Source organism: Alcanivorax sp. P2S70, assembly GCF_000475295.1.
Classification (GTDB): Bacteria; Pseudomonadota; Gammaproteobacteria; order Pseudomonadales; family Alcanivoracaceae; genus Alcanivorax; species Alcanivorax profundi.
On the sequence record NZ_AXBZ01000021.1, the window covers coordinates 1 to 12,088 of the forward strand.

Here is a 12,088-nt window from a genome sequence, read left to right on the forward strand (position 1 = left end):
GCAGCAACCGGCCTTGCATCTGACCGCTCTTGAGGCGCCAATCCAGCAATTCATCCGGTAATGATTTCTTCAACGGCGTCGTCTGAAACAGCGTATCCAGGTCTGATACCGGCCCCTCGACCTTACCAGACACCACCAGACGCGGGCCCTTGGCCGTCTCAAAAGGAGGAACATCCACGTACACATCACTCAACACACTGTTGAGTAAGGTTCCTTTGCGAGCAACACCACGCACCTCACGACCATTAATCCTGACATCGGCTTCAACGCCCGAGGCACTGGGCCAGTTCGGCAGAAAAGACAATTGCGCATCAGTGACCTGAAACCGCATCTGGAAGGTGCGATCCTGCTGTCGTTCCCGATCAATTTTTACCGGCCCGTGGTATAAAAGTTTGCCATGCTGTAACGACCCGCCCTGGATCGCCTGAGAAAGCCAACGGGATAATCCCTCAGGAATACGCTTTAACGGTATGTAGTGGCTGGCACGGGAACCAACACCCTCATAAATGTCCGCGGTTAACCGCAGTTGCGGTATCTGGCCAGGCACAATCACGGTTGTAAACATGGCCTCGCCGTGGGCATCGGGGTTTACGGCTCGCAGACGACCTGAACGCAAAATCAACGCCTTGTCGTTTTTTTCCCAACCAACTACACCAGTCAACTGTCCCTGCAGAGGGTGAGCGTAAAGCCGTGGCAACGTCAGTGAGAGATTGTCGCTGTAAAGGTGTGCCAGCCCGCCTTCCGGGCTTCCCGATATCCAGCCGCTCAACCGTGAGACACCTGGAATCTTGTCATCCGCCTGACTGCCCAGCGCCGTAAAGCGAGCCTGAAAGCGCTCCACATGGCGCCCCTCGCCATTCAGATACACACCATCGATAACTCCCTGTGGCGCCAGACTCGCCAACTGTTTCTGCCAGCGGGCAATATTGTCAGGAAGGGCAAAAGGCCATTTGAGAAACTGTTGGTTGATCGCACGTACCGGCAGATCACCGGTCCGTAACTGCCATTGATGAGTTTCGCCAGACGCACGCCATTTCAGCCCCACATCCCCGAACAAAAGTTGCCCCGCGGGAGACTGCGCGGACACATTACCGAGGGACAAAGTCGTCTGATCACCTTCGCGCTTTAGACCAACATCCAGGGAAACAGCCTCCAGCGGCCACCGCTGACTATCTTGCTCGAACACCAGGGAGGGGATTCCCAGCGCTAACCGGGCACTCTCAGGCCTTCCGTCAGCAATACTTCCCCAAAGCTCCATATCACCGTCAAACGCAGCAATTTGCACAGGCCAGTCAAGAGAATCAGGCAGCCACTCATGCATGCGCTGCCCACGAATGCGCAAGTAAACATCTGCATTGATTTCTTTCAGAGTGTAGGCGTCCTCATGTAAATGCAGACGGGCATCTACACTCAGTGGGCGGTCACGAGCCTCAAGGGTGACAGACAACAGGTGGTCATCACCGTCGTTAATAAGGGTTGCTTCCATCGAGGACGCCGCCAGAGGTGGCAGGCCGGGCCAATCCAGAGAAAGTCGCGCGTTGGTAATCGATAACAACTGCTGTCGGTAAAACAACCTCAGGATACGTTCAAGCGGCGGCGCGTCGCTGTCTTCCCCGGCAAGCGCATCCAGACCACGCAGGCGAATTTTCCCGTCCGCATCTCTCACCAGATTCAGCGCAACACCATCGATATGCAGCGACTCGAGTGCCAGATCCTGATGAATAAGTGACCGGATCACATCCACATTCAGGACAACTTCATCCAGCTCAAGAGGTGCTTCACCTTCCGGGGCAGGAAGACGTAACTGACGCACCCTGAACTGTGGCGTCAGGCCATCCATATGGCCTTCCAGCTCGGCGATTTCCAGCGGCGACTGGATCCTGTCCTCGAACAAGGCTTCCAGCTTGCCGCGATAATCCGGCACCAACAGCATCAGCTGGCGCGCGACCACGACGTAGCAGGCCATCAATAACAGACATGCGGCCAGCGACCACCAGAGCAGCGGTAGAACCCGTCGCCAGCGGGAATGGCGATGTTCAGTGCGGTTAGCCATCTTCATTCGTTTGCCAGTACTCCAGCCCCGTCTCATCCATCAAAGATACCAGTGCTTCCAACGGCAACCCAACGACCCCGCTGTAACTACCAGACAAAGATGCCACCATCGCCCCGCCCAAACCCTGGATACCATAACCACCGGCCTTGTCGGCGCCCTCACCGGTCGCCACATAGGCTGCCAGCCGGGCATCTTCCATGAAGCGGAAGGTTACCGTCGTAATCGAATGCGCCTGACGCACTTGCCCACCACTCAACAGGGCTACCGCAGAAATTACCTGGTGGGTTCGCCCGTTTAGCGACTTAAGCATGCTAAGAGAATGAGCCGGATCTCGAGGTTTGCCAAGAATACTCCCCTCCAGCACCACAGACGTGTCCGCCCCCAACACCCATCCTGTGGGAGAGCCATCCCGTTGCCGCTGCCGTTCACCAGCAAGGGCCTTTTGCTTCGCCATACGCAGCACGTAGTCCAGTGGAGGCTCGGCGAGCAGCGGGGTTTCATCAATCCCTGGCGGCTTTAACACCGAAAACGGCGCTGCAATCTGCTGCAGCAATTCCGCACGACGCGGCGACCCGGAAGCGAGATAAAGAATCATAGATTCGAATAGTGGCTAAAGATAAATCGTTAACAGTGAACACCAGCGCTATCCCCTGCATGGCACAGGAGATCTACCGCTCATCATCCACCCGGGGTTTCAGCGTACTAGAAAACGCAATTGAACCCAGCGCAGTACCGCACAGACCGGGCGCCAGAACAAGGCGCTGGTGAAAGAGGCATACAAAATAGTATAAGGAGGGTAGCTGGTGCGACCGACAGATTCCTGTACCGAATAGGCCAACAGGCTGACCGTACCAATCAGAAGAAACACTACCGCGCACTGCTGGAGTGAGGTAAATACGCGCATACGCTTGTAGGCCGCCAGCATCACATAGGCTCCAAGGGCAAAAGCCAGCCCCCACTGACCCAGCGTGGCACCAACCAGCACATCATAGTAGAGACCCACGCCAAAACCCCACAACACACCGATACGACGGGGCAATGCCAGGACCCAGTAGACCAGAACCAAGAGCATCCATTCTGGCCGGATCCAATTAATGGCCTCCGGGAACGGCACCACCTCCAGCAGCGCGGCGATCAGCAGGGACACAATGATCACCCCAGTGCCGGATGGACGATCACTGCGCATTGGCGTTCTCCCCCATCAACGGACGCGCAGGCGCATCCGAGGGCTGCACCAATAGCACATGACTGGCCCTGTCGATTCGGGCAGTTGGCAGAGCCGTGATTTCCGCATAAGGCGCACCCGACTGATGCCGGACCGTGGTAACGGTTCCCACCGGGTAACCTCGCGGGTAACGCTGTCCAAGCCCCGTACTGACCAGCAAATCGCCAACTTCAATGTCTGCAGTATCCGGCACGTACAGCAGCCGCAACCCGGTTTGCCCGTTTCCGGCCAGCACCGCGCGGACGCCATTGCGATTAACCTGCACACTCATGGCATGACTGGCATCAGTGAGTAACAGCACCCGGGAACTCAGCGGGCCCGCATCAACCACTTGCCCGATCAGCCCTTGCGCATCCAGCACTGCCTGGCCACGGTAAACATCGGAAACGGTGCCCTTGTTAATCACCAGTTCCTGCCTGTTGGGATCCGGGTCCACGCCAATAATTTCTGCCACCAGCACATTGGCATCCAGGTCCGCGGACGAGTTAAGCAGCTCGCGCAGGCGCACATTCTCGGCCTCCAGCACAGCCAGACGCTGCACCTTCTGCTCAAGAATCAGGGATTGTCGCTGCAGGCGCTGGTTTTCTTCCATGAGCGAGGAACGGCTCTGCGCCTGCTCTGAAAGCCACTGACCAGAGTCCACCGGGAAGTGGGCAATGTAATGAACGGGGGCGGTAAGATATCCCAGCACATGACGCACCGGTTCCGCCCACGGCGTACGCTGGTCCAGCACAATCACAATGACAGACAGAACCAGCGCAGCAACCAGACGGTATAGAGGGTTGGCCGAAGCCGTCATCAGCCCATGGCCAACATGTCAAAGCCCTGGCTGTCCATCAGCTCCAGCGCCTTGCCGCCGCCTCGAGCCACACAGGTCAGCGGATCATCGGCAATGATGACCGGCAGGCCGGTTTCTTCAGACAGCAGACGATCAATATCACGCAGCAGCGCACCACCACCGGTGATCACCAGGCCTCGCTCAGCAATATCAGAGGCCAATTCTGGCGGAGAGGCTTCCAGGGCATTCTTCACCGCGTTGACGATGGAGGCCAGCGGCTCTTTCAGCGCTTCCAGAATTTCTTCAGAGTTCAGGGTAAAGCTCCGCGGCACACCCTCAGCCAGGTTACGGCCACGCACATCGATTTCACGGATCTCGCCACCCGGGTAGGCGGTACCGATCTCGTGCTTGATGCGCTCGGCGGTAGATTCACCGATCAGCGAGCCGTATTCCTTACGCACAAAGGCCACAATCGCTTCATCAAAGCGGTCACCACCAATGCGTACGGACTCGGAGTACACCACCCCGTTCAGGGAAATCAGGGCGATCTCTGTGGTGCCGCCACCGATATCCACCACCATGGAGCCACGCGCCTCTTCCACCGGCAACCCGGCACCAATGGCAGCCGCCATGGGCTCTTCAATCAGGTACACATCACGGGCACCCGCCCCATAGGCAGAATCCTGAATGGCGCGACGCTCCACCTGGGTAGACTTGCAAGGCACACACACCAGTACACGGGGCGCCGGCGGGAAAAAGCCGGTGTCATGCACCTTCTTGATGAAGTACTGGAGCATTTTTTCGGTCACGTCGAAATCGGCGATCACGCCGTCTTTCATGGGCCGGATGGCAGTAATGTTGCCGGGGGTACGACCAAGCATGCGCTTGGCGTCAGCGCCCACGGCAGCCACGCTCTTCTGGGCACCATGATGACGGATAGCCACCACAGAGGGCTCATCCAGCACGATACCGCGGCCACGTACGTAAATAAGGGTATTAGCGGTCCCCAAATCAATGGAGAGATCGGTGGAGAACATCCCCCGAATACGCTTGATCATCGACATCCTGGCCAATTTCCTGAATTTTCGCGAAAAATGATGCCGGCAGGGAAAAAAGCCGCGCATCTACAAGATGTGCGCAACTCTAGCAACGGCAGGCCCTTTGGGCAAGCAAACCCATGCGACCACAGCGGCGCCATGCCCCGGCGGACAGTGGCCCCGGACCGGCGGTCTATGGTACTTTTTGCGGCTTTCCGACCCCACTGACAGGCGCCCGATACCCCGCCCGTAACCAGTGGGCAGATCACTCCATGGAGACAAGCATGGCCATTGATTCCAAGGTGGTGGCTCAGGTAGCTCACCTGGCACGCCTGAAAGTGGACCCGGCAGACACCGATGCCCTGTCCAACCGCCTGAATGACATCCTCGCGATGGTAGACCAGCTGCAGCAGGCCGACGTAACTGACGTGGCGCCCATGGCCCACCCGCTGGATGTCACCCAGCCCCTGCGCGACGACACCGTGAGCGAGCCCAATGTGCGTGACAAGGCCATGGACATCGCCCCCGCCGCCGAAGACGGCTGCTTCCTGGTCCCACGGGTTATCGAATAAGCGAGTAAGGCAGCAAACAAGCTATGAGCGACGCCATGCATACCAAGACACTGACCGAACTCAAGGCCGGACTGGCCGCCGGAGAGTTCTCCTCCCGGGAGCTCACCGAGCATTTCCTCGGGCGCATCCAGCAGTTTGACGCGGACATCAACAGCTTCGTCACCGTGACCGAACAACAGGCCCTGGCCCAGGCCGATGCCGCCGATGCGGCTCTGGCCGCAGGCAAGGGAGGCTTGCTCACCGGCCTGCCCATCGCCCACAAGGACATCTTCTGCACCGAGGGCGTGCGCACCAGCTGCGGTTCGAAGATGCTGGACACCTTTATTGCCCCCTACACCGCCACCGTCGTGGAAAAGATGGCAGCGGAAGGCGCCGTGATGCTGGGCAAGACCAACATGGACGAATTCGCCATGGGCTCGTCCAACGAAACCAGCTACTACGGCCCGGTGAAAAACCCCTGGGACCGGGAGCGGGTTCCCGGTGGCTCCTCCGGTGGCGCTGCCGCCTGCCTGGGGGCCCGCCTCGCCCCTGCCGCTACCGGCACCGACACCGGCGGCTCCATCCGCCAGCCGGCAGCCCTGAACGGCATTACCGGCCTCAAGCCCACCTATGGCCGCGTCTCCCGCTGGGGCATGATCGCCTTCGCCTCCAGCCTCGACCAGGCCGGCCCCATGGGCCTCAGTGCCGCAGACTGTGCCCTGATGTTGCAGGCCATGGCCGGCCACGATCACCGGGACTCTACCAGCCTCAATGAAAAGGTGGACGATTACCTGGGCGCACTCAACGACGACATCCGTGGCCTGACCATCGGCGTACCTGAAGAGTTCTTCCCCGACACCCTGGATGGCGCCATTGCCGACAACAGCCGCGAGGCGATCCGTGAACTGGAAAAACTCGGCGCCAAGGTGGTCTCGGTGTCCCTGCCCAGCATCAAGCTGTCGGTACCGGCCTATTATGTGATTGCCCCGGCCGAAGCCAGCTCCAACCTGAGCCGCTTCGACGGTGTGCGCTTCGGGCACCGCTGCGACGACCCGCAGGATCTGGAAGACCTCTACAAGCGCTCTCGCTCCGAAGGTTTCGGTGATGAAGTGAAGCGCCGCATCCTGGTGGGTACGTACGCCCTCTCTGCAGGCTACTACGACGCCTACTACCGTCGCGCCCAGCAAGTGCGCCGTCTGATTCGCGACGACTTTGCCCGCGCCTTTGAAAAGGTAGATGTACTGATGGGCCCCACCGCCCCGGAGACCGCCTTCAAGCTGGGCGACAAGAAAGATGACCCGGTCAGCATGTACATGGCAGACGTCTTCACCATCGGCGTAAACCTGGCCGGTCTGCCCGCCCTGTCCATGCCCACCGGCTTCATCAAGGGTCTGCCCACTGGCACCCAGGTCATCGGCAATTATTTCCGTGAAGGGCAGATTCTCAACGTGGCCCACAAATATCAGCAAGCCACTGACTGGCACAAACAGGCGCCGGTACTGGGAGGTGCAAAATGAGTTGGGAAGTCGTGATCGGTCTGGAAATTCACGTCCAGCTCAATACCACCAGCAAATTGTTTTCCGGCAGCAAACTGTCCACCGGTGCTGAGCCCAACACCCAGGCCTCACTGGTGGATCTGGGCATGCCTGGCACCCTGCCAGTGGTCAACCGCGAAGCAGTACGCAAGGCGGCGCTGTTCGGCCTAGCCATCAATGCCGACATCTGCCGGCACAGCGTGTTCGAACGGAAAAATTATTTTTATCCGGATCTGCCAAAAGGCTACCAGACCACACAGCTGGACAAACCTGTTGTAGGTGCCGGCGAAGTGGAGATTCAGCTGGAAAGCGGCGAGAAAAAAATCGTGCGCATTCACCATGCGCACCTGGAAGAAGATGCGGGCAAGTCCCTGCATGAAGACTTCCATGGCATGACCGGAATCGACCTGAACCGTGCTGGCACACCACTGATCGAAGTGGTCACCGAACCGGATATGCGCAACGCAGAAGAAGCCGTGGCCTTTGCCCGCAAGCTGCACGCCATCGTCACCTCCATTGGCATCTGCGATGGCGACATGTCTCAGGGCAACATGCGTTTCGACGTGAACGTGTCCATCCGCCGCCCTGGCGACGCACTGGGCACTCGCACCGAAACCAAAAACCTGAACTCGTTCCGTTTTATGGAACGCGCGATCAAGCTGGAAGTAGAACGCCAGATTGATGTGCTGGAAGACGGTGGCGAGATTGTCCAGGAAACCCGCCTGTACAACGGCGATACCCATACCGCCCGCTCCATGCGCAGCAAGGAAGACGCCAACGATTACCGCTACTTCCCCTGCCCGGACCTGCTCCCGGTAGAAATCACCGACGCAGACCTGGACGCCCTGAAAGCGTCCATGCCGGAGCTGCCGGACACCCGCAAGGCTCGTTTCCTGGCCGACTACCAGCTGTCCGAGTATGACGCCGATCTACTCTCCGGTGATTTGGCCACCGCCGCCTTTTTTGAAGTGGCAGCCAAGGCCGGCGGCGATGCCAAGCTGGCCGCCAACTGGGTGATGGGTGAACTGGCCGCCAAACTGAACGCGGAAGAAAAAACCATCAACGACAGCCCCGTGTCCGCTGACCAGCTGGGCCAGCTGATTGCCCGCCTGAAAGACGGCACCATCAGCTCCAAAATTGCCAAACAAGTATTTGAAGCATGCTGGGCAGGTGAAGGTGACCCGGATGCGGTCATCGAAGCCAAAGGCCTGAAACAGATGAGCGACAGCGGCGAACTGGAAAAAATCGTCGACGACATCATCGCCAATAACGCACCTCAGGTAGAAGACTACCGCAGCTCGGATGACGCGAAGAAAAAGAAAAAAATCGGTTTCTTCGTAGGCCAGGCCATGAAAGCCACACAGGGCAAGGCGAATCCGCAACAACTGAATGCACTGCTCAAAGAAAAACTGGGCTAACAGAAGTGTGTCCGACGCCGAATATCAGGCGTCGGACCCAGAGGATTAACTCATGACCCAAACCTTCAAGAAACGTGTCACTCTGGAAAAGAAAAACAGCATCGCCTACGTCACTCTGAGCCGTGCAGACAAATACAACGGCCTGGATTTCGACATGATGGAAGGGCTGATTGAAGCCTCGAAGGCCGTCCGCAAGGACCGCGACATTCGTGTCGTCATTTTGCAGGGTGACGGCAAGGCGTTTTGCGCCGGGCTCGATTTCGGCACCGTCATGAAGCAGCCCCTGAAGCTGATCAAGGGTTTCACCAAATACGGCATCAAGAAAACCAACCTGTTCCAGGAAGTGTGCTGGTGCTGGCGAGAGCTGCCGGTACCGGTTATCGCTGTACTGCACGGCTATTGCTACGGCGGCGGCATGCAGATTGCCCTCGCCGCAGACTTCCGCATGGCCACGCCGGATTGCGAGATGTCGATCATGGAAATCAAGTGGGGGCTGATCCCAGACATGACCGGTACCGTGACACTACGCGAACTGGTGCCCATGGACGTGGCCAAGGAATTGACCATGACAGGGCGGCTGTTCAATGGCGACGAAGCCAAGGCCATGAACCTGGTCACCCGGGTATCCGCCACCCCGCTGGAGGAAGCCGAAAAACTGGCTGAGGCCATCAAGGCCCGCTCCCCGGACGGCATCAGCGCCGGCAAGGCCCTGTTCCAGCAAACCTGGACCGTGCCCGAAGCCCAGGCGTTCGATATCGAAAGCAAGCTGCAGTTCAAACTGATGCGCGGCAAGAACTACCGCCGTGCCCTGCAAGCCGGGCAGAAAAAGGAGGCTCCCACCTTCCTGCCCCGCGAACGGGATTATTGAGTCGCCGCCCACCCCGCGGCCCCGCCCCTTCCCGGTGGGGATCGACCCATGTCGATCCCCGCCACACCCTGCAGCAAGGCCATACCGTCGAAGGCATTCGACGCCCTCTACTGCCAACCCCGTACTGTTTCGCCTTAATAACTTGCTGCATACTGAAACCAGAACCCACGCATTCATCGAGGCATTGCATGATCTCTGTGGCAGAAGCCAGCGGCGGTTTCCCCGCCCTCACACGCATGTACAAACGTCTGGTCAACGACTTCATCAGCCAGTTGCCGATCCAGCCACAGACCCTGCCTCTTGTACCGACTGAAGATGCCTTCAAGCACGGCATGTGCGGTGACACCACCTACGTCGTCAAAGGCGGAATGCTGGGCATGCGCTGCCAGGAAAAGAAACTGTTCATCTGGGACGAGGGCGACATGATTCTGCCCGATGCGGGCAACGGTGAAGTGACCTATTACGCCGAGAGCGCGGTACTGCTGGCAGCTTACCCGACCGTGAAGCTGGTGGAAGCAGTCATCGCCGACGCGCAACTGGCCAAACTGTGGACGCGTATCCTGACGACGCAGCAAGGCATTCTGGTGCGTCTGTTATCCGCACACATGCCAGAAGAGTCCTTCACCACCACCGGCTTTGCCTATTTTGAACCGGGCGACATCATTATCCGCCAGGGCGAACCTGCCGATTACGTGTTCAGCCTGTTTGAAGGCGATGCGGATGTGGTCGTGGATAACGTGGTCGTCGGCAGCGTCAGTGAAGGCGAAGTGGTCGGCGCGATCGCCCTGCTGACCCACTCCCCCCGCAGCGCCACCGTACGAGCCAAAAGCCGCTGCTCGGTGGTCAAAGTCCCCAAACACCAGTTCAAGGATCTGATTCGCACCAATCCGGGCATGATTCACAGCCTGCTCAGCGACATGGCGCGACAGATCAAGACGCTCAATGGCCAGGTGGTGGAACTGTCAGCCTGACCCGCCACCGGCAGGCATGCGCGCAGGCGCAGGGAGGCAGACCATGAAACACCTTCTCGGAGCAGCCTTTGTGATTGTGCTGATCATTCTGATCGCCATCGGCCTCACCACCGAAGAGTCACCGACCGTCTATGAAGTGGAGCCGGATACCCCGATCCATCACTCACCGTCGTGATTCGTACCGCACACCGCACAGCCAGGGTCTTGCCGTAACGTCACTTGCCGCCAGTCCAGGCTGCGGCCATCAAACAGGTGCAGCTTGCCTCCAAGCTGCGCCCCACTGAGCACCCGGATCGCCGCCAGGGCCTGCAGGGTGCCCACCGTCCCCACCACCGGACCCACGATCCCTGCCTGATTGCAGGCCAGGTCACCGTCCGTGCCTTCACCGTATACACAGGCATAACAGGGCGCCTCCGGCGCTCGAAGATCGAACACCGCCAGCTGACCATCCATGCGAATCGCCGCGCCACTGACCAAAGGTTTGCGATACCTGACACAAGCCCGGTTGATGGCTTGCCGGGTCACGAAGTTATCCGTGCAATCGAGCACCAGGGTAGCCTCCGCCACGGCCACTTCCAGCCAGGCATCATCCACCCGCACGACAGCCGCACGCACATCCACCTCCGGGTTCAGCTGCTGCAGCTGGTCACGCAGGGCCTCCGCCTTGAACTGATTGACCTGCCCGCCACGGAACGCCACCTGCCGGTGCAGGTTACTGACCTCTACCCGGTCATCATCCGCCAGCACCAGTCGGCCCACACCGGCACCGGCCAGATACAGTGCCGCCGGATTGGCCAGCCCCCCGCAGCCCACGATCAACACCCGCGCTGCCGCCAGCGCCTCCTGCCCGGCCAGATCCAGCTCATCCACCATCAGCTGGCGGCTGTATCGTTCAAGCTGTTCGTCATTAAACATGGTTGGGTACCGCTTCACGCCTGCACGCGCCACATCAAAATTCCGGCGGAGGTTGCCCCTCGGCAATGTCCACCCTACGAAGAGGCCGAAGCAAACCGGCCAAGAGTGACACGGTCATTGCCACCCAGATCCTGCGCGGTGCGCACATCCTGAAAACCGGCCTCGTCCAACAATGCCCGCACCGCACCGCCCTGCTCGAATCCATGCTCCAGCATCAGCCAACCGCCATCAACCAGCTTGCCGGTGGCCTGCCGCACAATCTCGGCCAGGTCCGCCAAGCCCTTATCGTCAGCCACCAGCGCCGAACGCGGCTCAAAGCGCACATCGCCTTCGTCCAGATGGTGGTCGCTGGCATCGATGTAAGGCGGGTTGCTGACGATCAGATCAAACGGCCCCTCACAGGGCACCAGCCAGCTGCCGGCCAGGCATTGCACCGGCGCGTTCAGCTGTCCGGCATTGTCGGTGGCTACCTGCAGGGCGGCCTCGCTGAGGTCCACCAGCGCGACCTGCCAGTGCGGTTTTTCCAATGCCAGGGTGACACCGATGGCCCCGCTGCCGGTGCCCAGGTCCACCACACGGGCGTCATCAGGCAGCGGCAGGGCAAGCGCGATCTCGATCAGGGTTTCGGTGTCGGGTCGAGGAATCAGGGTATCGGCGGTCACCCGGAAAGGACGGCCAAAGAATTCCCGTTCACCGGTCAGGTGCGCGACAGGCTCGCCGGTTTCGCGCCGAGCCAG

13 protein-coding genes are annotated in these 12,088 nt (G+C 59.5%); 6 read left to right on the forward strand and 7 right to left on the reverse strand.

All coding sequences use genetic code 11. From position 1 onward, the window contains the following. The 5 genes from Q672_RS24880 to Q672_RS24900 form a co-directional block, all read right to left on the reverse strand. The coding region (locus tag Q672_RS24880) for a YhdP family phospholipid transporter (RefSeq protein ID WP_268744731.1) at positions 1-2,053 on the reverse strand (2,053 nt) is incomplete at its 3' end. Further along, positions 2,046-2,648 (reverse strand): Maf family protein, encoded by a 603-nt coding sequence (locus Q672_RS24885; RefSeq protein WP_022985179.1) that lies wholly within the window; start codon positions 2,646-2,648, stop codon positions 2,046-2,048. The genes Q672_RS24885 and Q672_RS24880, both read right to left, overlap by 8 nt. Positions 2,649-2,747: 99 nt before the next feature. Then, positions 2,748-3,239, reverse strand: a complete 492-nt coding sequence (gene mreD / locus Q672_RS24890; protein ID WP_022985180.1) for a rod shape-determining protein MreD — start codon at positions 3,237-3,239, stop codon at positions 2,748-2,750. Then, positions 3,229-4,077, reverse strand: a complete 849-nt coding sequence (mreC, locus tag Q672_RS24895; protein WP_022985181.1) for a rod shape-determining protein MreC — start codon at positions 4,075-4,077, stop codon at positions 3,229-3,231. Before mreC ends, mreD begins: the two co-directional genes overlap by 11 nt. Continuing rightward, positions 4,077-5,114 carry a rod shape-determining protein gene (locus Q672_RS24900; RefSeq protein WP_022985182.1) on the reverse strand — a complete coding sequence of 346 codons (1,038 nt, stop codon included), beginning with the start codon at positions 5,112-5,114 and terminating at the stop codon, positions 4,077-4,079. The genes mreC and Q672_RS24900 overlap by 1 nt, the downstream gene beginning before the upstream one ends. 263 nt (positions 5,115-5,377) lie before the next feature. On the opposite strand from Q672_RS24900, the gene gatC reads away from it, so the two are divergent. From gatC to Q672_RS34395, 6 genes are all read left to right on the forward strand, one after another. After that, on the forward strand, positions 5,378-5,665 hold the full coding sequence (gatC, locus tag Q672_RS24905; protein ID WP_022985183.1) for an Asp-tRNA(Asn)/Glu-tRNA(Gln) amidotransferase subunit GatC: 288 nt from the start codon (positions 5,378-5,380) through the stop codon (positions 5,663-5,665). A gap of 35 nt (positions 5,666-5,700) precedes the next feature. Beyond that, positions 5,701-7,161 (forward strand): Asp-tRNA(Asn)/Glu-tRNA(Gln) amidotransferase subunit GatA, encoded by a 1,461-nt coding sequence (gatA, locus tag Q672_RS24910; RefSeq protein ID WP_031226366.1) that lies wholly within the window; start codon positions 5,701-5,703, stop codon positions 7,159-7,161. Further along, positions 7,158-8,597 carry an Asp-tRNA(Asn)/Glu-tRNA(Gln) amidotransferase subunit GatB gene (gene gatB, locus Q672_RS24915; protein WP_022985185.1) on the forward strand — a complete coding sequence of 480 codons (1,440 nt, stop codon included), beginning with the start codon at positions 7,158-7,160 and terminating at the stop codon, positions 8,595-8,597. Before gatA ends, gatB begins: the two co-directional genes overlap by 4 nt. A gap of 52 nt (positions 8,598-8,649) precedes the next feature. Further along, positions 8,650-9,465, forward strand: a complete 816-nt coding sequence (locus Q672_RS24920) for a crotonase/enoyl-CoA hydratase family protein (RefSeq protein WP_022985186.1) — start codon at positions 8,650-8,652, stop codon at positions 9,463-9,465. Positions 9,466-9,653: 188 nt separating this feature from the next. Next, positions 9,654-10,436 (forward strand): cyclic nucleotide-binding domain-containing protein, encoded by a 783-nt coding sequence (locus Q672_RS24925; RefSeq protein WP_022985187.1) that lies wholly within the window; start codon positions 9,654-9,656, stop codon positions 10,434-10,436. A gap of 43 nt (positions 10,437-10,479) precedes the next feature. Then, on the forward strand, positions 10,480-10,611 hold the full coding sequence (locus Q672_RS34395; protein WP_022985188.1) for a hypothetical protein: 132 nt from the start codon (positions 10,480-10,482) through the stop codon (positions 10,609-10,611). Here the strand turns inward: Q672_RS34395 and Q672_RS24930 are convergent. Continuing rightward, the gene (locus Q672_RS24930; RefSeq protein WP_031226368.1) at positions 10,596-11,351 is read right to left on the reverse strand and encodes a HesA/MoeB/ThiF family protein; all 756 of its coding nucleotides are present in this window, start codon (positions 11,349-11,351) and stop codon (positions 10,596-10,598) included. The two genes, Q672_RS34395 and Q672_RS24930, sit on opposite strands and share 16 nt — an antisense overlap. A 74-nt stretch (positions 11,352-11,425) precedes the next feature. Then, on the reverse strand, positions 11,426-12,088 hold a 663-nt coding region (gene prmC, locus Q672_RS24935), incomplete at its 5' end, for a peptide chain release factor N(5)-glutamine methyltransferase (protein WP_022985190.1).